Source organism: Arthrobacter sp. FW306-06-A (assembly GCF_021870055.1).
Taxonomy (GTDB): Bacteria; Actinomycetota; Actinomycetes; order Actinomycetales; family Micrococcaceae; genus Arthrobacter.
This window is the reverse complement of sequence record NZ_CP084552.1, coordinates 4,469,658-4,490,670: the sequence shown is the minus strand read 5'-3', so window position 1 is coordinate 4,490,670 and position 21,013 is coordinate 4,469,658. Positions and strand designations below refer to the sequence as shown.

Below are 21,013 nucleotides of genomic sequence, written 5' to 3'. Positions count from 1 at the left end.
ACCTGTAATGTGACTCTGACGCAAAGCTAGCTGGGGAGAGCAGCATGCGCCGGGTTTCGGCAGGTTCCCTGTGGATCCTGCGACGGTGTGTTGTGGGAAATGCGGAGACTGCGGAGCCCTCGGACTTAAAGGACAGGCAGGACGTAGGGCTCCGGCTGGGACTTCGCTTTCCCCGCAGCAAGGGCAGTCAGCTGGGCCCGTGACTCGACGCCGAGTTTGCGGTAGATGGCGGTAAGACGCACTTCCACCGTCCGCACGGAAACGAACAGCGTGGCCGCTATTTCCTTATTGCGCATGCCCCTTGCGACCATATTTGCCAGGACCCGCTCATGGTCGGCGAGCAGGAGCAGGGCCGGGTTACCTTGCGGACCTGGTGCTTCCACCCTTTCATTGAGCAGGAGGGCATCCACCTGCTGAAGCCAGGCGTTGGCCCCGATTTCGTCGAATATGACCTTGGCCCGCATCATCTCGTCCCGCGCGTCCCGCAACCTTCCCAGCGCCTTTAGCCGTTCGGCGTAGGACAACATTGTCCTGGCACGCTCAAGCAGAGACTCATGCCGGTTCCGGTTCTCGAGCGCCTGGGCAAACAGCTGGAGGGACTGTTCGCCGTCTGCCAAAATGGCCCGGCTCCGTGCAACCGCTGCCATCAACCAGGGGGACCGAAGCCCTACGGAGCGGCTTTCCAGGCTTGCTAGGGCTTGGGTAGCCTCGCGGTGGCGTCCCAGTCGAACCAGGACCTCCACAAGATCCGCATCGCAGCGGAGCAAGGTGGGATTGTTGAACCGCACGCCGATCTCCGCAGCGCGCGAAAGCTGGGCAAGCGATTCGGCGAGGTCGCCTCGGAGCAACGCGAAGTGCCCCTGCCAGGAGGCAAGCTGGGCGGTGATGGCGGCATGGCTCTCAACGCCGGCGTGGCGCTGTGCTTCCTTCGCATGGGTCTGGGCCATTGGCTCATCACCCAGAGCGTGGGCCCGCCATGCCCGGAGGACATGGCGCATCCCGCGGTGGTAGTTGGAGTCGGGCTCGCGCAGTTCGAGCTCGTCAACCAGCTTCACGGCAGTCCGGACATTGCCCGCCCTGATTTCGTTGTCTGCCGCGGCGAAAAGGGCCGTTTCGCGCCAATTACAGTTGGCGTCTGCTGCGGAAGAACGCACCCGCGCGAAGATTTCCTGCGCCTCACTGTGCCTTTCCGCATAGCTGAGGGCGCGGCCATGGATCAGCAGGCCTGCAATGGTGTTGTCACCGTCCGGGGCATACTTGGGCTTTGCAGGCTCCGGCTCGCCGCCAATAATCTCGGTCAGCATCCTTGCGCGCTGCGTGATCTCAAGGCATTCTTCGGAAGCGGAATCCGCGAACTCCCGTGCGTGGCACAGGATGTCCCTCGCGTCTGCGAGTTCCCACCGTTCCGCATAATAGACGGCAGCCACAGCAAGCAAGTTGGCAGCAAAGGATGGATCGAACTGGCCGAATTCCTTCACGAGGCGCAGGACCATGGCAGAACGGATTGCTGCACCCTGGATGAAACCTATTTCGAATGAAAGCCCCGTCAGACGCAGGATGAGGGCCGGATTCCGCGTTATCCGCTGAGCCCACTCCAGATAGCGCCTGGAGTAAACAAACTCTCCGCGGTTGAACAAAAGCTCAGCCACAGTGGAAAGGCGGGCAGCGGTCTCAGCCTCCCAGGGGTTGATGCTCAGTGCCCGCTCGATGTATTCGACGGCGAAGGGGACTTCCCCGGCCCTTATCAGGTCGACCGCGTGGCGCAGCAAGCCAAAGGGTGTCTGCCGTTCCAGGGCGGTGAAGCTGAGGTGCCACCTTCGTGCGTAGGGATCTGTAGCTTCCGAAGCTTCCGCCAGTGCCGAGTGGCTGGCAGTGCGGACGGCAGGCGTCATCGATCCGAAGATGTACCCGCGGAGCAGTTGGTCGCGGATACCTACATAGGAGCCTGTCCGTTGCACGAGTCCGCGGCCCAGCAGCTCCTCCACCGCGGCCCAGACATTGGGGTTGACTTTCTCTATTGCGGAGATGTCGCTTCGGAACGATAGGGATAGGAGGTCCAGGACGCTGCGGGCCGCTGCCGTCAGTCCTCCTACGGCCAAGGCGAATTCGGCTTCGAAACTGCCCTTGCAGGGCAGGGGGACAGGGAGGGCAAACTTGCCCTCGGCCTGGCGTTCCAGCAACTGGTTGTAAAGTTCGACGGCGGCGAGCGGGTTCCCGCGGCTGGCTCCGGCGACTGCGTGGGCAGCGGCGTTGGTACCCTGACTGACCGGAAGGGCCTCGAGCATCTTGACTGTGTCGCTGTAGCTCAAGGGATGAAGGGTGAGGACGGGCAGGCCCGAAAATGGGCTGTCAGGAATCTCTTCCCGCAGGCAGACAATCAGTGCGATATCCGTCCCTGCAAGGCGGCGGGCGAGAAAGCCGATCACTGCCTGGCTGCTTGGGTCCAGTTGGTCTGCGTCGTCGATAACAATGACGGTCCTGGACGAAGAGCGCTGGTGCAGGCCCCTGAGCAGCAGGGCGGATATTGCCGGCGCGTCGAGGGTTCCAGGCGTATCGCGGAGGATTTGGTCTGCAATTCCGTTGAGAACGGGATCGTCCATCGCATTCAGGAGGGCGGTAAGCCCGGACATAGGCCAGGCGGACTCGAATGCGCTCGCGCCGAGAAAGACGGTCCGGTAGTCGGAAAGATGCGGAGTTTCGGAAACCAGTGCCGACTTCCCGACCCCATGGACACCGATCACGGCAAGGGCGGCATCCTTCGGCCCTCTAATCACGGAGAGGAGCCTGTCCAACTCCCTCTTTCGTCCTGCCAATGACATGGGGTCCCCAATTCTCGAAGAAGGAGACCTGCATTCTTTCGATTTTTAGTAGTAATAAATCCCTAAGCGTCGCCTCGTGGTTAAGCTAATAACCACGGGAGCGGCAGGCCGTCGGCTTATCGCCTTCGGCGCGGTACCCAGCCGTAAATGAGAATATAGCCGTGAATCCGGAGCCAGCGCCATACAAAGTTCTTCTGGATTTCATCAAGATCGCCCCTTCTTTTCATCAAGACGGGCGCCATGCTCCCTAGCTACCTAATGGACTGCGGCGCTACCCTCCCCTACCTAACGGCCACCGCCGCGCAGCTACCCCCATACTTACGTACTCCAATGGGCTTCCGTCCATAAAAGCGAGTACTCACTACTCGTGATGCCTGCTCAGGGGCGGCGTATGCTCACCAGACGGCCACAAGCCATGGCTGCGTTGCCGGCAGCAGTGACCAAACTGGGAGCACGCACTCCCTTGCCGGCCCACACGGCCCGGTCCGGAAACGACGTGTCTTAAGGGGTAAGTGAATTGTCGATATTTCCCGGGCTTCCGGATTCGGTTGCACACCCTAATCGGTTCGCCAAGTTTATACCCGATTCCGGTGCCCAGTTCGAACTAAATATCAATCCTGTTTTGATGTCCGTTTTTCGGACCTTGGAAGATACCGGACAGTCCTGGACTCTATTGCGGGGTGAGGACGATCTTATGCACCCCGCCGGTGATGTTGACTTGCTGGTTTCCCGAAAGTTACTGCCCCGTTTGGACCGCGTCCTTGAGGCTGCAGGATTCCGCCGGGTAATGGCACAAGGACACGGAAGCCACCATTTCTATTTTTGCTATCTTCCAAATGAGGATTCCTGGATAAAACTGGACATTGTTTCGGACATTGCTTTCGGAAAGTTCCAGGAGCTGCGGACGGGCCTTGCCGCCGACTGTCTGCGGCGCCGGGTCGCCCATGGACCACTCTGGCTTCCGGAACTCCGGGACAAGGCATGGCTTCAGATCCTGCACTTGGTGCTGGACAAGGGACACATTGCACCCGAGAGAGTACCGGTTGCCCTTGGGGCCACTGCCGTGGCTTCGGCTTCTGACCCAGTGGCTGATTTCCTTGACCGCAAATTCGGAAAGGGGAAAGCCCAGGACCTCCTGGATTTACTGGGTTCCGGCAATTTTCAGGATGTCCCCGCCGCCGCGGCGTCTCTGTCAGGAAACTGGACGCGAAACACATCCGCGCCCAAGATGATTTCGGTAACCCACAGAGTGCTTCGACGCGTGGGACCGTATCTCAAGGGCAGGGGACCTGTGATCGGAGTGCTCGCGCCGGATGGAGCGGGCAAAACCACTCTGCTCGTCGAATTGCAGTCGCACTCTCCACTGCCCTCGACTTATGTCTATATGGGCCTTTGGTCGGGCAGCCGGCACGATCCCTGGGTCCGTCGGGTTCCAGGCGCTGTGGTTGCCAGGAAGGTATTCCGCATACTTCGCGGTAGCCTCACCGCAAGGTACGTCTCGTTCCGCGGCCGGCTGGTGCTCATGGACAGGCTCGCTGAAGACACCTTATTGGCCAGTCCCGAAACTAAAAGCCGCCTTGGTGCGCTGACCGATGCACTTGCCCTGCGCCTTCAACCGACACCCGATCTTGTGCTGGTCCTCGACGCGCCCGGTGAGCTGATGTTCAAACGAAAGGGAGAACACAGTCCCCAGATATTGGAGGAGTGGAGGGCGGCCTACCTGGAGCTGGCTGGGAACCTTCCAACGGCCCGCATTGTTGATGCCAGCCGATCAGCCTCCGAGGTGAGGAAAGAGGCATCAAGCCTTATGTGGCGCACGTTGGTGGGGGAGGAGGCCGCGGACCCTGCTGAGCCGGCGCGGCTGCCACTGCACTTGTGGACCTTGCTCGATTGGCGGTTCCTGCTTCCGGTCGCACAGTGCGGAAGGGTGGGCTACGGGGGCCACATTGGTCCGGACACCGCCGCATCCCTGAGCCTGTTGGATCCGGGTGCCACCCGGATTGCCATGGATGGAAGTACTGGAGCAGTTGAATTCGACCTTGTCTTGCTCTCGCAGCCAGACCTCCTGCTGTTTGAAAAGGGTATCCGGTCCCTTAGCGCCGACGGCTGGATCTGTCTGCAGGTAAAACGGAAATTCACCCCGGGTCGAGGCCCGCATACCCTCGGCGGCTGGAAACGTGCCCTGGAACGGGCAGGCTTCGACGAGGTGGAAATCCATTGGCTCGTCCCGACGCTCGAACATCCGGAGCGTCTTGTACCCACTGCCTCTGAAACCGCCGTCAGGAATACCATCGCCCACTACTCAAGTGCACGCTTTGGGAAGGCCAAGGCACCTGTCGCGAGGCTGGCCCTAAGGCTGGGCCTGTTCAACATTGCCGCGCCCGCAGGCATAGTGATCGGCCGACGGGTGGAAGAAGCCGGCCACCAGGAGTCAGCGTGAAATACATTGATCAGATCCTCCGCGACCACTACCGCGAACTCTCACTTGGATCCTTTGGTCTTCGTGGCGGGTGGACCTCCCTGCTGCTTACACCGCAGTTCGTCACGTCCCGCCACGTAGTGGCACTGATCTTCGCCAAGGGCGCGCGGGACCCCAGCCTGGTGGTGAAGATTCCCCGCCAGCCGGGGGACAACGCCAGCGTGTGCAAGGAAGCAGACGTTTTGCTCCAACTCAGGGCGCTGGGGGTGGAGTCCGGACAGGGGGCACCGGAGGTCGTTGGCGTCCTTGATGTCGACGGACAAACAGTGCTTATCGAGACGGCTGTGACGGGCGCCTTGTTGGAGCCCCACATCGTCGCGGAAGACTTTGGCCGTGCGCTTCAAGCGGGCGAGGACTTCGTGGCTGCCCTGCCCTGCACCAAACAGGTCGCGGAAAACCCGGACTGGTACGAAAGGACGGTCCGCTCTCCTTTGGACGATCTCGCTTCGCTGGTTCCTGGCGATAATGAAGTCCTCGAGCTCATAGACCGCACCCATGAAGTGCTCGTGCCACTGCGGGAGGAAAAGCTTCCGGCCGTTGTTGAACACGGTGACCTTAGCTACCAGAACCTTTTCCTGCAGCAGGATGGACGGTTGCAGGTGGTCGACTGGGAGCGTTCGCGGCTTGACGGACTGCCCGCGCACGACTTGGTTTTCTACCTTCAATACCTTGGTCAATCCCAGGAAAATGCGCTGTCATCCCGCCAGCTTCAGCTCCGTGCCTTCGACAACGCCTTCAGTGCGGGCGGCTGGGCAGGCGCTTCGGTGACGCAGCACCTCAGGCGGCGGGGCGTTAACCCGGACCTGCTCCCATATGTGGTCATCGCAACCTGGGCGAGGTCCACCGCAACCATGGCCTACCGGCTGGCGGACCAGGGATCCGTTTCCGGGGAGGCAGGGCGTCTTCGGTCGGCCGTCACCTATGACCGAGATTTTTGGCTATGGCGCCACTCGGTCACCGACTGGGCCGACCAGGCTCTGTAGGCAGTCACGGGAAGGTTCCTTACATGACTAATGATGGTGGTGGACTGGCCCGGGTCGGTTTCAGGGGAGCAATCTGGCAAGGTATCGCACTCGTGTCAGGCAAGGGCATCGTGCTCCTCACGACAATCGTGCTTGCGCGTCTCCTGTCGCCGGAACAATACGGGCTCGTGGCTGCAGCCCTTGTCCTCATGGCTTACATGGAAACTGTCGCGGATGCCGGAGTGGCACAAGCCCTGGTGTATCTGCCTGCTTCTGCAGTAACTGCGCGCTCGGCGCTCCTGGTCTCGGTGGTGCTTGGTGCCGTGCTCGCCGTCTTGGCCATACTGGCGGCGCCTTGGATCGGAGAACTGTTCCAGTTGCCCGAGGTTGCACCTTTGGTCAGGGTGCTCGCTATTTCACTGCTGGCCACAGCCCTCGGGGCGGTCCCCGAGGCGCTTTTGAGGCGGGACCTGGAGTTCAAGAAGCTGGCAGTCGCACCGGTCCTCCGCGCATTCACCACCGGAACGGTTAGCCTCATTCTTGCCTTCGCCGGGTATGGAGCATTCTCCCTCGCTGCAGGAACAGCCTCAGGATCAGTTGCGTATGCGATTGCCTGTTGGTTCCTTGTTCGCCACTCCGCTCCCTGGCAAATCTGGCGGGTGGCCGGGGATGCGATCCGGGCAACAATCAAGTTCGGACTTCCCGTGGCCGGCAGTAACTTGCTCGCGAGGCTCATCTTCGACGTGGACTATCTGATCATTGCGGCCGTGCTCGGGGCCCAGGCCCTGGGCTTCTACACGCTGGCATTCCGGCTTCCCGAGGCGCTCATCATCAATGTGTTCTTCGTACTTTCCACCGTCCTGTTTCCCTTGTACACCCAGGTTCAAGACCAGCCCGGGCGCTTGCGGGATGGCTATCTTAGAGGCGTCCGGATACAGGCCCTCTATGGCATGACAGCCGGTGTGGGGCTGGCCGTGCTGGCGCCCGTGGTCGTACCGTTGGTTTTCGGACCCAAGTGGATCGATTCCGTTATCCCACTTGTATTCCTCTCGCTGTATGCCGCGGCGCGCTCGCTTGGAGCGGGAGCAAACGACGTATACAAGGCAATCGGCCGGCCCGGAATTTCGATCGCTTTTTCCAGCGTTCGATTGGCGGTGCTGGTGCCCGTCCTGCTGTTCGCCGCCCAGTGGGGGATTATCGGAGTAGCGCTGGCCCAAATGGCGGCAGCTGTCTTTTTCGCGTTCGGCATGCAGGCCGTGGCAGCCAGAGTGCTGGGCGTAGCGCCGAAAGCCCTGCTGCAAGCGGTCTTCCCTGCGCTGGCATGCAGCGTGATCGTGGCAATTACCGGGCTCGGCATCTTCCTCCTTCCCTACCTCGGCGGATTGCCCACCGCCGTACTGGTGGTGGCAGCCGCGATTGGCGCGGTGTACGCCACCCTGAGGTTTTGTTTTACCGCACTGCATGACGAGCTTCTGGTCCTCCTCCGCAGGAAGAGGCCTCAACCTGCATGACCCAGGACTAAAGGCAACGGAACCTTCAAAGCGATCCAACCTGAAGCATGGAGTGACATGAGCAATTCAAAAGAAGCGGCCACGAGTGATCCTAAATTGATTCCCGCCTCCCTGATACTTGTAGCGCCGCGCGTGAATTCGGGAGGAGTCGGAGACTACGCACAAGAGCTCATTGCTGCGGCAATTCCTTCCTTCTGCTGCTTCCGTGAGATCAGGACCGGCGGGCCCGGAGATGCGGGAATCCTCGACCTGGTGCGTTACCGGGCTCAATTGGCAGAGGTCATCGACAAAGCGGCATCGGACGGACCAGTTGTTGTCCATTTCGAATTATCCGCAGCATCGCTGGCGCCCTTCTGGCTGTTGGCAGGTTGTCCCCGGCACGTGGTCATTACAGCCACGGTTCACGACCCGCCATGGGCGGTTTGGTGGCCCTTCCGGTTCAAGTCCGTGGCGGCGAGGAAGTGGCTCCACCACGGCATCCACCTTCCGCTTCGGCCGGTAAGTAAGCAGTTTGAGCGCTTAGCTTTGAGAGGGACTGCTTTGTTCGCGCTTACCGACGTCGGGGCACGGGCTTTGCGGGAGGCTTTCCCTGCCTGCACGGCAGTGGCGGCGCGGCACTTCATACCCTCCAGGGCCGCCCTTAAACCAGCTTTTGACCGGCCACTGGCCGTAGGACTGTATGGCCATGCCGCCAAAGGCAAGGGTTTCGAGCGGCTCGTGGAATTGCGTGCGGCGCTTCCGCCCGAGGTTGATGTGATCGTGGCGGGGCGTGGAACGGAAAAGCTTCCGCACGTCCCTGGAGTAACCATTCTTGGCGCCGTTGAGGGCGCTGAGGAAGACGCCTTCTTCGAGTCCGTGAGGGCGATCCTTTTGCCGTACGACAAAACAAGTCGGTTCTACGGAAAAATGCTGCCGGCGTCCGGCGTGGTTTCGCGTGCTTTCGCCTATGGCACGCCTGTGCTCGGCTTCGACTCCGGAACCCTCGGTGAAGCGTCGAAAGTGGGCGGACTTATTGCAGTCCCGAATTCCGTGCAGGCGCTGGCCGATGCGGCTTCCATGGTCATCACGGACCAGGCGGAACTTGAACGACTTGAAAGCGAGATTGGAGAACTGCAAAAGGAGCATTCTGTCCGGCAGGCAGTCCTTCCTTTTGTCTCGTTTTGGCGCGATGCCGTGGATGCACTGCCGCCCGGGCGTGAGCCCTTGCCGTGAGCTGAGCATCTGTGGAACCGCTGTCAGCCCTTGTTCCGGCTGCGGTTATCCACATACTCCCGCCAGGAACCTAGGGGCCCGGCGGCACCCGGAATAACGTGGAAAACAAACACGAAGCAACGTGCATAAGCAGCGGAGAGGATCTGCGCGTGGAGTCCCTATATCTTGGATTTGGCAGTGCCGCAGTCATACTTTCCGTGGTGGCAGTCCTAACGCATCCGGACCGCCGCTCTGCACTTTCGTTTCTGCTGGGAGTATCCGCCGGGCTGGTCGGCGTGCAGGTTTTCCGCATCCACATCTTCACGATCCTTGCGGTAATTTGGCTATGCCTGCCGGGAGGTGCCGTCAACAGGAGCTCTGCAAAGTTCCTGGCACCGCTTGGCTTTGCCGCCGCGTTGTTTGCCTCCACTGCGCTCCTCGGAGATCTGGTGAACAGCCCAACCCTGGCACTGCAACTGCTTGGACTCGTTGGCTCAGCCGCAATCGTGGTGCTGAGGGCCAGCCGGGAAGATGCGAAGGCCATGCTGTGGGGCTTGCTTGTCATTTCCACTATTGGCAGTGCAGTGGGTCTGTTGCAGGTCTTCAAGCTCGTGCCGAGCGACCTGTGGCATTTGCAGATCAGTGCCATTGGCCGTCCTACAGGCATTTATCCCGAACCCGACTGGCTGGGCATGTACGCCGGCGTCGGGGTCATTCTCAGTTGGCGGTTGGCCCTGCCGAGGGTGGCGAAGGTGGTTTTCAGCCTGACAAACTTCATGGTTCTTGTGTTGGCAATGGCCCGGGCGTCATGGGTCGCCCTGGTGGGGACGCTGCTCCTGGTCGCGTGTGCCGCGGTGATCTACCGGGGCACACATGCAGTCGGCCCGAGGCTCAAAGGGCCTCGAAAAGGCCGCTTGGCGGCCATTGCTGCCGCCGTTCTGGCATCGGCAGTTGCCCTGACCGCGGTCCCGCAACTCCAGGAGGACCTGGTACGGCGGATCTCGACAATGATAGGCACCGTCCAGGAAGATGACATCTCGGGCCAGGCCCGGATCAGGCAAAACGACTCGTTGATGGCTCTGGCGGACACGGTGCCGGTGTACGGGCACGGCATCAGCGCAGCCGGCAGGGTAGGCGCCTGGGGACAATTCGAGGCCGTGGGCGAGGCACAGAACAACGTCGCCAGTAACTGGATTTTGGGCATGTGGGTTGACGGCGCATGGTTCGCTGTCCCGCTGATCGCCTTCCTGATCACACTGGCGTTGGTAAGGATCCGGACGATTCCGGGGCAACTGCTGACTTTCTGCCTGATCAGCAGTCTTTTCTCGAACGCGGTCTTCTTCCCGATAACCTGGATCCTGGTCGCTCTGGCAATCACTGCGGGCCAGCGCCGGCACAGCACACCCGTCACTGAACAGGAAACTGCGGGCGCCCCGGCAGGGGCGGTGCCGGGACCCTACCCACCCCGCGCAGCTGTGGCCCAGCCTTAGAAAAGGCCACCCCAGTCCGGTAAGGACTCCCAGTACTGCTGGCGACGTGGGCGTGATGGCAGGAGCCGGTGATGGTTTCGCTGGGGGTGCCGCGGCGAAGGCCAGGCAAACTGGTAAAGCTGCATGCAGGCTCTTGGAACCGTGAAGGTTCGGGCCAGCCGGAGAATGACTGTTCGAGGCGATCGCAAATGCGAGCCCTCTTCCTCCCCTTCAGTAAAGGCCTGAACGGTTTGCTCAGCGCCCCCGGGTCCGAGCTCCAATCAGCCCAGTCCCTCGGCCCAGGGCAGGCTCCGCGGGGCTGTGCTATGCGTCCGACGGGCACCTCCGGACGTTGTCGCTGCCGCCTAAACCCCACTCAAACATAGGCCGCCCCAGCATTGCTGCTGGTCGGGCTCCCTTCCAACCATGGAAATGCTCCCCGAAAGTCAACACTGATTCCTCAGTCCGGCCTTCGGGGAGCAAGTCCATGCGTCCCCGGTCTTATCGCTCTGGCAAGATCCAATTTCGGTACAGGGCAGCCCAGTCTCTGGAGGCATCCGCATGGAAGAGCTTGCCTGCGAGTGCTGCTTCAGTCCTGCCCTGGCCCACGGCATGTTCGATCGCACCGATCCAGCCAGCGATTGATGTATCCCGCTGTTCGCCTGATTCCGTCACCAGCAGCCTGGACTGCGGTCCATAGAGTCCCCGGAGGCTGGTGCCAGCACGTCCAACGATAGGAACGGCCTGTTCCAGCGCACGGATAGCGATGCCGCTCTGATAGAAGCGCTTGTAAGGGATGATAATTGCGTCACTGCTGGCAATCAGCTCATCAAGCTCGCCTTCACTAACAAAGCGCGCGTCCACAGTCCAGCCGTTGACGGCGGGCCAACCACGGCCAACTATTTCAAGGTTGTACTTTGGCGTGAGCCTGGTGGCCAATTCCTCAAGCAGGGCCACGTCCCTGTCGGGCTTGTACTGCCCAAGTACGCGGACAGTTGGCCTTCCGGTGCCACCGGTACGCCCTTGTACCGCATCACCCACTGGAAGCATGGGATGCGGCAACAGGATCATCCCGGGGGCCAGGCCCAGGTCGCCCATGGCCTCCGCCGCCTCCTGGCTGTGCACAAGGGCTCCCGGCCGCTTCTTCAGCTGCCCCACAAGTCGGGCAACCAGGGGACTGCTGCCAACAGACCGGACCAGCGGGCGCGGATCGTGGTAGACGATGATCCCGGAGTTGCCGCAGGTGATTTTGACAGTAAGGAAGTCCAGGAAACCGAGTACAGGCCATGTTAGAAGAACGCGGGTCGGTACAGGGCTTCGGCGTGCCAGGCGACCCGCCGAACGGAGGGCCCCCGAATAGGCAATAAGCCAACGAAGCCGCCCCTTTCCGGATTGCGACGGTTCCGGGACGGAAATCAGCTCTGTCTCCGCCCCGGCGTCCTGCAGATGGCCGCACAGGGCTGAGGTGTAATGTTCCAGCGCAACGCCAAGCGGGTTGACGACGACGATTCGCGCAGTGCCGTTAGCGAAGGGTAGCCCGGAGATTGCCGGCGCTGTCGACGTCATTGCTTTGCTCCCCCTGCCTTTCCGCCGTTTTCTCTGCACCCATGGCCGCTTGCATGGCGCGTTCGTAGCGCTGGCACACGTCGGTCCAGTCGTACTGGGCAGCTGCCCGTTCCCTGTTGGCCTCCCTGGCCTTCGCCCGCTCGTCGTCATCCTTCAGCATGCGTTCTACCGCCCGCTTGATGGCCAGTGGTTCCGGAGGCACCAGATACTCGTCCGACCCCAGGACTTCCGCGTTATAGGGGGTGTTGCGGGCGACAACGGGTGCCCCGCATGCCATCGCTTGAACGAGGGCAGGATTTGTTCCGCCGACACTGTGGCCGTGGAAGTAAGCGCCGGCATGCTCCCACAGGGAAAGGAGTTTTTTGTCGTCGCTGAGGTGGCCGAGCCAGTCGACATTTGGATGCTCACTCAAGCGGCGGGCAGCTTCGTCCAAGTCACCGCCGTATCCGGTGGATCCAACAATCACCACCTTGTGCTGCTCGGCAAGGAGCTCGGCCGCTTCGAAGAACTCAGATACGGTGTTTTCGGGAACGAACCGGGCGACCATGAGCACATATCCATCGTGCTCATATCCCGGGACCACATCGCTCCGGGCGGGGATTCGTCCGCCATAGGGGATGAAAACACTGTCGCGGCCGAACTCTTCCCTCCACCGGCGCTGGATTTCCAGCGAGTCACTCACAAGGATGGTGCCGTACCGGGCTGTCATCCGCGCCCCAAGCTTGAAGACGGATTTGGCAATCCGGTTCCACTTGGCACGTTCCCATTCAATGCCGTCAACGTTCACAACACTCGGTATTCCGCGAAGCCTAAGCAGGGGAAGGAAGAAACCATTCGCCACGTTCATCACCAGGGCAACCCGGGGCTTGTGCAGCAACGAATGGAGGACCGAGGACAACCCGAACGAAAGGGTGCTGAGTGATTTACTCTCAAGCCCCCACGTTCTCGTGGTCCGCACGCGTGGGTCGCGGGCCTCGTCGTCGTCCTTTGTTTGGCCTGCCCGGCAGTAGACGTTTACATCCCAGCCGCTTTCTGCGAGGAATGGCGCCAGGTGGCGGACGGCAGTCTCGAAACCGCCGTAATAACTCGGGTAGCCACGGGTCCCGATAACAACTACAGACTTGGACATTCGTTCTCCTCTGGGAGCGTGAAACCAGTACCCACAGATCCGCGGGCGGGTGACGGCAGGGCCATGAAGGTAAAGCGGAGAGCCAGCCGCCTAGGATGAGGGGACGCTTCTCCGTGCTTTCTCATTACCACCGGCCAAGGGAACAGCAGCGGGGCGCGGCGTTGTCCTGGTTTCATGCGCGTTGGACCGGTCACGGGGAATCGGAAGGCGTTCGGCCTCCGGTTCAGGCGTGTAGTACGTATACCCGTCAAACTCCTTGGCAGGCAGGCCGTTGATGAGCGTTCCCAGGACGCTTGCATTGACCTTCCGAAGGTTTCCGAGGGCCTTCCGCAACTGGTCGGTGGTTGTCCGGCCCGCCCTGACAACGACGATTGCTCCATGCGCGATGCGGCTCAGGAGTACGGCGTCCGTTACCGGGAGCAGCGGGGGAGCGTCGATGATGACAATTGCCCGTTCCGCCAAGGAATCAATGAGGTGCTTCATGGCGTGGGAGCTGAGCAGTTCGCTGGGGTTGGGTGGAATCCGGCCGGCCCCCAAAATCGACAGGTTTGGCAAGTCACCGCGCTGTTGAAGGACCTCATCGACTTCAGCTTTGCCAGTGAGGATGTCGGTGACACCTACGCCGGGAACCACGCCGAAAATCTTGGCGACGCTAGGGTGCCTCAAGTCTCCATCGACGACTACCACCTTTTCCCCAGCTGCCGCCATTGTCGCGGCCAAATTGGCAGCAACGGTGGATTTACCCTCACCACTGACGGAGCTTGATACGACGATAATTCGCGGCGGGTTATCAACGTCGAGGAAGGCCAGGTTGGTGCGCAGTTCACGGAGTGATTCAGCGAATGCGGGGCTATGACCGGCTCCACCCTGCTTTACTGTTGCTCCTACGGCACCGGTGTGATCTCCCTTCAGCTTGGCCTCCACGGGAAGGGCCGCGATCACGGGCAGGGACGAAAGGCGCTCGACGTCGTCGGCAGTACGCAGCCGGCGGTCAAGGTGATTCCGGAGGAGTGCGGAGGAATAAGCCAGGAGAAGACCTCCGGCGAGACCGAAGATGGTAGCCAACGCCAGCCCTGGAGAAGCAGGGGCGGTGGGGACAGTGGCTGCGTCGAGCGGAATCAGGGAGAGCCGCGGGATGGCGGGTGCAGCCGGCTGCCCGGAGGCAGCGGCGGCCTCCCTGTCACGGACCTGCTTGGCCAGTTCGGTGATCCACGCGTCCGCAACTTTTTGGGCTGTTGCCGGATCATCGGACTCGGCTTTGACATAGATTTCAGCCGACTCAAGCGGGACGGTGACCGTGACGTCCTTCAGCAGGTCATCGCTGGCCTGGGACAACCCCAAAGAGGCACGCACGTTGTCGGCCACCAAACGGGATTCTGCCAGCGACTTATAGTTCTTGGCCCTTGCCTTGGCCAACGTGTCACCCTGCAGCAGGGTGCTCACATTGTCGGTTCCCACTGCAAGTACCACCGCAGAAGCCTCCGCGGCGTAGACGCGCGGTTGGAGCGCACTCCACGCCATGACTGCAAGCGTGATGCCAAGGGTTACGGCTGTGATCGACTTCCAGTAAGTGCGGGCTACCCGTACGTAGTCCCTCAATCCCATTCCGGCAGCCTTTTCATCGCTGCCGCCAATCTCCTGATAACTCAAGACTTCGATCCCTTCTGTGGGTTGAAGCGCCGGATAGGCAGCTTCGGCAAAGGGGCCCGGGAAGTCCGGGTCTCTGCGTGTGACCACTTCTGCTGCCATGGATGCCCCTTTTCCGGCTGTTGCCTGTGTCGTTGCTTGACGAAATGGCGTGAAGCAACGCTATGGCGCCTGGGGCCGCCGTGGTCCTTGTGGCCAGGGCGGCTGCGGACACCCGGGGCCAGAAATGTGGATACTGCGGGTACCTGCGGGGTTGCCTGGAGCGCCAGGCAACCCTGAAGGTGCTGGTGGGGAGCTAGCTTGCCGGCTTCAGGGCAGCTTGCCAGGCCCCAGCGGCCTTACTGGCTGAGAACGTCCAGGTGCTGGTGCCGCTGGCTCCCGCAGATGGCTGGACCCTGTCGGCTTCCTCGGTAATCTGGCCGCCGGCCGCTTCCCAGCGTTCGGACCAGCCTGTGGGAGCCGTAATCGCCGGCGTGCCACTGTCGTATCCCGCTCCACCAATGAGCATGGCACCGCTGCTGGCAGTCGTAATGCTTGGGACCGTGATGCTGGTTCCGGACGATACCTGGGTTGCCGCGTTGGCATCCAGAGGAGTGGTGGTGTTAACTCCCCGGTAAGCGGTGATTCCCCCGCCCCACTTCACAGCCGGATTCGTGGTCCATGAGTATGAGGTACCGTCGGCAGTTCCCACGACGTGGTAGTAAGCGAACACTTCTGCACCCGACCAGACGCGCAGTCCATTCACAATGGGTGTCCACCCGGCGGGCACCGAGCTGATCGAAGGGTTCAGGTCTGCTGTAAAGGACGCCACCAGGACATCTCCCGCCGCTGCGCCGGACGGTTTGGGCAGCGTAACGGTGGCTGCCGTGCCGGAGTAGCTGCTTGCCGTACCCACCACTGTGATGCTCCCCGTCGGCGTTGGCGTCGGCGTGGGGGTCGGCGTAGGAGTTGGTGTAGGCGTTGGGCTGGGTGAAGGGGTTGTTCCCAGGGGCCGGTCCGAGTACCAGTACCGCTTTGTGGCGTTATTGCTGGCCATGACCACCACACCCGTAGTTGCGTTGACGCTTTGCTTGGTGGTGGTGACGTCATTCATGTTGGCAGAAGCGCCGTCCTGGATAACCGGGGTTCCCCGGCCGGTGCCAAAGACCGGGTTGTCCATGGAGGCGGTCTTTTCGTAGATACTTCCCGGAATGCCGGAGTAGGCACAGCCTGATACTGAGGTGGACGGGCCGGTGTAAAAGGCCCTGACCAGGTTGTTGGTGGTGTCCAGCAGGATCTGGGGGCGCGTGACGCAGTCGGCAATGGTGGCAATAGTGGACCGGGTGAAGGAACCCGTCCCGGGCCGGAATACCAGGAGCTGCAACTCCGGCAGTGTGGGGTCTGACGACGTGTCGTTCAAGCTCGTTTTTACGGCTGCATACACGCGTCCTGCTGAATCTGCCATGAGTGCTTTCAGGTTCAGGTGGTCATCCGCCTGGCCTTTGCCCTGGACAGCCGGCTGGAAGTTCCAGGAGGATGCAGCGGTGGTCGATGTCCCGTCCGTGCGGGTGGCCCAATAAACGGCATTCGAAAGGTGGTCACTCCACATCACGCCGATCTTGTTGCTCCCGAAAGCGACCACGGCCGAGATGTCATCCGGCGCGGGATTCGGATCGGCTACAGGAAGGACGAACGGCGTGCCCCAACTCGTTCCTCCTGGAGTGGACGAATTGACGTAGACGCTGCTTGTGTAGCCGCTCGTGGAGCTCCCGGAGACTTGGGTCCACGTAGCCCAGATGGCACCGGTGGTGTCTTTGTCGATTGTCATCGACTCACTGCTGTTGTTCGTGATGGTGGTGGGGAACCCGCTGTCGAGGGTGTATTTGCCGGCCGAGTAGCTGTACCTGTACAACTTGGCCGGCTGTCCGGATACGGAAGGTTGCGTGCTTGAGTCTCCTGACACCGTCACCACATGGGAAGCGATGTACAACTTGTTTCCGTCCCACAGCGTGTCCGCCAGCGTATTGCCGCGGCTATCGTTGAGGACGCCGGTGTCCACCCATGTTTTTGAGGTCCGGTCCAGCCGGAAGATATGCCACCCGCTACCTGTGGTCCACATGTCTGCCCACCAGGTACCGTCGTTCCACCACAGCTTGCTTTGCGGCTTGTCAGCGGTGGGAGGGTTGCTCACTCCTGAATAGCTGATGCTTTGGTAGCCATAATTCTCGGCGGCCCGGGCACTGTCGATTCCGGCGATAAGCGTTAATAACAGGGCGACTGCCAGGGCCAGGGAGGAAGCAACGGAGGCAGGCGTTTTAGCTCTGGACATCTTGGGGTTTTCCTTAGGCGCAGGTTCATGGACATTTCCCTTGGCACCCCAGCCGTGCCGGACATTCGCGGGCGAACGTCGAGATTAGGGACAACGTAGTCCGCGCCTTCCAGATGGGGCAATGGGGTCTTTGCCGGCCGCATTTGATAGGGAGATGCGGGGATTCAGCCACTCTTCGCGGAGCTCCAGCAAGACGGAAGTCCCGGCCTTCCTGCCTCCTGTTTTCCACATAGCCCGTCCGGCTGCTGCCGGGCTGCAGCAGCATCCGGCTAGCCTTGAGTCAAGCGCGAATCGCCTATCGGGTCCATATGCACTAAGATATTGAAGTCTGTGCTGCGTCCTGCCCCCGTTCCGGTGGCAAGGCATTGCACGGAATCGCAAATGAACCTCCTGTTACGGAAATGCCGTAACCGCTTAGCCCAAAGGAGGTGGGTTCACATATGCGTCCTTACGAATTGATGGTAATCATCGACCCCGAGGTCGAAGAGCGTACCGTTGAGCCGTCGCTTCAGAAGTTCCTGAACGTCATCACCAACGATGGTGGAACCATCGAAAAGGTTGACATCTGGGGCCGTCGTCGTCTGGCTTACGAGATCAAGAAGAAGTCCGAAGGTATCTACGCCGTGGTGAACTTCACCGCCAAGCCGGAGACCGCCAAGGAACTTGACCGCCAGCTGTCTCTTAACGAGACCATCATGCGCACCAAGATCACCCGCCCCGAAGAGCAGAAGGTTGTTGCTGAGTAATTCAGCCGGCTTCATTCTTCACCCCGCAGGAAACGCACTCTTCACCCAGGATCGAACAAGGAGGCAGTAGATGGCAGGCGAGACCACCATTACGGTCATCGGTAACCTCACCAATGACCCGGAATTGCGGTTCACACCGTCCGGTTCGGCAGTAGCGAACTTCACCATCGCTTCCACCCCCCGCACCTTTGATCGCCAGTCCAACGAGTGGAAGGACGGGGAGACCCTGTTCCTCCGCGCCGCTGTGTGGCGTGAAGCAGCCGAGAACGTTGCCGAGTCCCTGACAAAGGGAATGCGCGTCATCGTGACCGGCCGCCTGAAGAGCCGCTCCTACGAAACAAAAGAAGGCGAAAAGCGCACCGTTATCGAGCTTGAGGTCGATGAAATCGGCCCCAGCCTGCGCTACGCCAACGCCAAGGTCAACCGCACCCAGCGCTCCGGCGGACAGGGTGGCGGCGGCTTCGGCGGTGGCAACAGCGGCGGTGGCTTCGGCGGCGGCAACTCTGGTGGAAACCAGGGCGGCAACTCCGGCGGAGGCTGGGGCGGCGGCAACCAGCAGGCTGCGCAGGACGATCCCTGGGCCACGCCCGGTGTGTCCAACGCAGGCGGCTGGGGCAACGGCCCCGATTCCGAACCTCCCTTCTAAAACCCAAACAACGGCCCGGCGCCGGGACTGCCTGGGTGCACAACGCACCCAAAGCAGCTGCCGCCGTCGGACCACCACCATCCCGTGGATCAATATCCACGGGCTCCCTAGAATAGGAGCTCCACGATGGCTAAGGCTGAACTCCGTAAGCCCAAACCAAAGTCCAACCCCTTGAAGGCCGCTGACATCACTGTCATCGACTACAAGGACGTAGCATTGCTGCGCAAGTTCATCTCCGACCGCGGCAAGATCCGCGCCCGTCGCGTCACTGGCGTCACGGTGCAGGAACAGCGCAAGATCGCCCAGGCAATCAAGAACGCCCGCGAAGTTGCTCTGCTGCCTTACTCCGGCGCTGGCCGCGGCTAAGGAAGGGATTAACTAACATGGCAAAGCTCATTCTGACCCACGAAGTAACCGGTCTCGGTGCTGCTGGCGATGTTGTCGAGGTCAAGGACGGTTACGCACGTAACTACCTGCTGCCCCGCAACTTCGCCCTGACCTGGTCCAAGGGTGGCGAGAAGCAGGTTGAGTCCATCAAGGCTGCCCGCGCCGCCCGCGAGCACGCTTCCTTGGAAGATGCTCAGAAGCAGGCCGCTGCTCTGTCCGCCAAGCCGGTCAAGCTGGTCGTCAAGGCCGGCGAGTCCGGCCGCCTGTTTGGCACCGTCAAGCAGGGCGATGTCGCCGACGCTGTTGAGGCCGCTGGCCTTGGCAAGATCGACAAGCGCAAGGTTGAACTGCCCGCACACATCAAGTCGGTTGGTTCCTACCAGGCCAACGTCCGCCTCCACGCTGACGTTGCCGCTGTGATCGAACTCGACGTGGTGGCAGGAAAGTAATTTCCCACCCCACGTCAGGACCCCCGTCGCCGGATTCCGGCGGCGGGGGTCTTTCGCTTTGGCGGTGGTAGCCTGCTCCGGTGAACCCGACACCGCGCAGCCGTCCTTTCCACCAGGTAGATGTATTCGCCAGCCAGCCCTACCGCGGCAACCCGCTCGCCGTCGTCCTTGATGCCCAGGGCCTGGATGCCGCGGCCATGCAGCACTTCGCCAACTGGACCAACCTTTCGGAAACCACCTTCCTGCTGCCGCCCGAGGATCCCCGGGCTGATTACAAGGTCCGGATCTTCACGGGCTCTGAGGAGTTCCCGTTCGCGGGCCACCCCACGCTGGGCTCGGCCCATACCTGGCTGGAAGCCGGGGGCGTACCAAAGGCGGACGGCTACGTGGTGCAGGAGTGCGCTGCCGGGCTGGTCCGGGTAAGGCTCGACGGCGGGAGGCTGGCCTTCGCGGCACCACCCCTGACGCGCTTCGGCCCCGTGGAAGCGCCGGTCCGCCGGCAGTTGGCGGCAGCACTGCGATTGCGCGTGGATGATGTCCTCGACGCGGCCTGGCTGGTGAACGGTCCGGAATGGATCGGCGTCCTGCTGGGGTCGGCAGAACAGGTGCTGGCCCTGGAACCGGACCAAGCTGCCATGGGCGACCTCAAGGTTGGCGTAATCGGGCCCCACGCACCGGGCGCCGGTACCGACTTTGAGGTCCGCACGTTCCTGCCGGGTGACGCCATGGTGGAGGACCCGGTCACGGGCAGTTTCAATGCTGGAGCCGCTCAGTGGCTGATTGGAAGCGGGCGCGCGCCGGAGCAATACCTGGCTTCGCAGGGGACCGTCCTGGGCCGGGCGGGGCGGATCCATGTCGGCGCCGGGGACGGGGAGATCTGGGTGGGCGGCGATTCCACCACCTGCATCAAAGGGAGCGTTCTGCTCTAAGCCGGGGCTCCGGCCGGGTCTGGTTGCGTACTAAATGCCTTGATCCGGGCGCCCGATACTCCGGGAATACTTCCGTGCTGCCCGCAGTTCATTGGTATAGATGCAAACGCATGTAGAATCAGAATGAACGAGCACCAGGAGAACGCCATGGAAACCCGCCGCATCACCGTCCTTTCTGCCGGGCTCGGCGTACCCTCATCCAGCCGGCTGCTGGCAGACCAGCTCGCCGCAGCCGCCGAGCGGCAGCTAAAGGCAGGCGGCTATGACGTGGCAGTGGATGTTGTGGAACTCCGCGACCTGGCCGTGGACATCGCCAACAACTTCGTTACCGGTTACGCCGCACCACGCTTGGCGGAAGTTATTGCCGGAGTGGAGGCATCGGACGGAATCATCGCGGTCTCCCCGGTCTTCAGCGCCTCCTACAGCGGGCTTTTCAAGTCCTTCATCGATGTCCTGGACCCGAAGTCACTGGACGGCAAGGCAGTCCTGCTGGGCGCTACCGGCGGCACGGACCGGCACCAGATGGTGCTGGACTATGCCCTGAGGCCGCTCTTCAGCTACCTCCGCACGCGCATGGCTGCAACCGGCGTCTTTGCGGGGCCCCAGGACTGGGGAACCGCAGAAGAGGGTGGTGGATCACTCGCGGACCGCATCGAGCGCGCGGCGGGTGAGTTCACCCGGCTGCTTGAGGGGCCGCAGCCGGGCCGGAAGCCCGCTCCGCTGGAGTCCCTGCCGTTCGAGCAGCTGCTGGCGGGTATCGCAGGGCCCCGCTAGT

The 21,013-nt window shown here is 61.7% G+C and carries 16 protein-coding genes; 11 read left to right on the top strand and 5 right to left on the bottom strand.

Translation table 11 applies throughout. The features are described 5' to 3' along the window. Positions 1 to 125 precede the first annotated feature (125 nt). Positions 126 to 2,819, bottom strand: coding sequence for a LuxR family transcriptional regulator (locus tag LFT49_RS20980; RefSeq protein WP_237429308.1), 2,694 nt, complete (start codon positions 2,817 to 2,819; stop codon positions 126 to 128). A gap of 625 nt (positions 2,820 to 3,444) precedes the next feature. Here LFT49_RS20980 and LFT49_RS20975 point away from each other — a divergent pair. The 5 genes from LFT49_RS20975 (at position 3,445) to LFT49_RS20955 (ending at position 10,452) form a co-directional block, all read left to right on the top strand. After that, positions 3,445 to 5,259, top strand: a complete 1,815-nt coding sequence (locus LFT49_RS20975) for a hypothetical protein (protein ID WP_237429307.1) — start codon at positions 3,445 to 3,447, stop codon at positions 5,257 to 5,259. Beyond that, positions 5,256 to 6,281 carry an aminoglycoside phosphotransferase family protein gene (locus LFT49_RS20970; RefSeq protein ID WP_237429306.1) on the top strand — a complete coding sequence of 342 codons (1,026 nt, stop codon included), beginning with the start codon at positions 5,256 to 5,258 and terminating at the stop codon, positions 6,279 to 6,281. Before LFT49_RS20975 ends, LFT49_RS20970 begins: the two co-directional genes overlap by 4 nt. A 23-nt stretch (positions 6,282 to 6,304) precedes the next feature. Further along, entirely contained in the window at positions 6,305 to 7,771 is a 1,467-nt protein-coding gene (locus LFT49_RS20965) for a lipopolysaccharide biosynthesis protein (RefSeq protein WP_237429305.1), read from the top strand. 57 nt (positions 7,772 to 7,828) lie between these two features. After that, on the top strand, positions 7,829 to 8,983 hold the full coding sequence (locus LFT49_RS20960; protein ID WP_237429304.1) for a glycosyltransferase family 4 protein: 1,155 nt from the start codon (positions 7,829 to 7,831) through the stop codon (positions 8,981 to 8,983). Between the two features lie 149 nt (positions 8,984 to 9,132). Further along, positions 9,133 to 10,452, top strand: a complete 1,320-nt coding sequence (locus tag LFT49_RS20955; protein WP_237429303.1) for an O-antigen ligase family protein — start codon at positions 9,133 to 9,135, stop codon at positions 10,450 to 10,452. Between the two features lie 480 nt (positions 10,453 to 10,932). On the opposite strand, the gene LFT49_RS20950 is transcribed toward LFT49_RS20955, so the two are convergent. From LFT49_RS20950 to LFT49_RS20935, 4 genes are all read right to left on the bottom strand, one after another. Continuing rightward, positions 10,933 to 11,556, bottom strand: a complete 624-nt coding sequence (locus tag LFT49_RS20950; protein WP_237429302.1) for a hypothetical protein — start codon at positions 11,554 to 11,556, stop codon at positions 10,933 to 10,935. 397 nt (positions 11,557 to 11,953) lie between these two features. Next, on the bottom strand, positions 11,954 to 13,126 hold the full coding sequence (locus LFT49_RS20945; protein WP_237429301.1) for a glycosyltransferase: 1,173 nt from the start codon (positions 13,124 to 13,126) through the stop codon (positions 11,954 to 11,956). Positions 13,127 to 13,216: 90 nt separating this feature from the next. Continuing rightward, positions 13,217 to 14,875: a polysaccharide biosynthesis tyrosine autokinase gene (locus LFT49_RS20940; RefSeq protein ID WP_237429300.1), complete on the bottom strand. Its 1,659-nt coding sequence runs from the start codon at positions 14,873 to 14,875 to the stop codon at positions 13,217 to 13,219. Between the two features lie 193 nt (positions 14,876 to 15,068). Beyond that, a complete protein-coding gene (locus LFT49_RS20935; RefSeq protein ID WP_237429299.1) occupies positions 15,069 to 17,081 on the bottom strand; it encodes a hypothetical protein in 2,013 nt (670 codons plus the stop codon). 440 nt (positions 17,082 to 17,521) lie between these two features. On the opposite strand from LFT49_RS20935, the gene rpsF reads away from it, so the two are divergent. From rpsF to LFT49_RS20905, 6 genes are all read left to right on the top strand, one after another. Then, complete coding sequence (gene rpsF / locus LFT49_RS20930; RefSeq protein ID WP_013602900.1) at positions 17,522 to 17,827, top strand: 30S ribosomal protein S6; 306 nt, start codon at positions 17,522 to 17,524, stop codon at positions 17,825 to 17,827. A gap of 70 nt (positions 17,828 to 17,897) precedes the next feature. Beyond that, positions 17,898 to 18,473, top strand: coding sequence for a single-stranded DNA-binding protein (locus tag LFT49_RS20925; protein ID WP_141158852.1), 576 nt, complete (start codon positions 17,898 to 17,900; stop codon positions 18,471 to 18,473). A 126-nt stretch (positions 18,474 to 18,599) separates the two neighbouring features. Then, complete coding sequence (gene rpsR / locus LFT49_RS20920) at positions 18,600 to 18,839, top strand: 30S ribosomal protein S18 (RefSeq protein ID WP_003800144.1); 240 nt, start codon at positions 18,600 to 18,602, stop codon at positions 18,837 to 18,839. A 17-nt stretch (positions 18,840 to 18,856) separates the two neighbouring features. Next, positions 18,857 to 19,309 (top strand): 50S ribosomal protein L9, encoded by a 453-nt coding sequence (rplI, locus tag LFT49_RS20915; RefSeq protein WP_018769834.1) that lies wholly within the window; start codon positions 18,857 to 18,859, stop codon positions 19,307 to 19,309. 80 nt (positions 19,310 to 19,389) lie between these two features. After that, the gene (locus LFT49_RS20910) at positions 19,390 to 20,238 is read left to right on the top strand and encodes a PhzF family phenazine biosynthesis protein (RefSeq protein ID WP_236800348.1); all 849 of its coding nucleotides are present in this window, start codon (positions 19,390 to 19,392) and stop codon (positions 20,236 to 20,238) included. 147 nt (positions 20,239 to 20,385) lie between these two features. Beyond that, entirely contained in the window at positions 20,386 to 21,012 is a 627-nt protein-coding gene (locus tag LFT49_RS20905) for an FMN reductase (protein ID WP_237430569.1), read from the top strand. The last annotated feature ends 1 nt before the right edge of the window (position 21,013 follow it).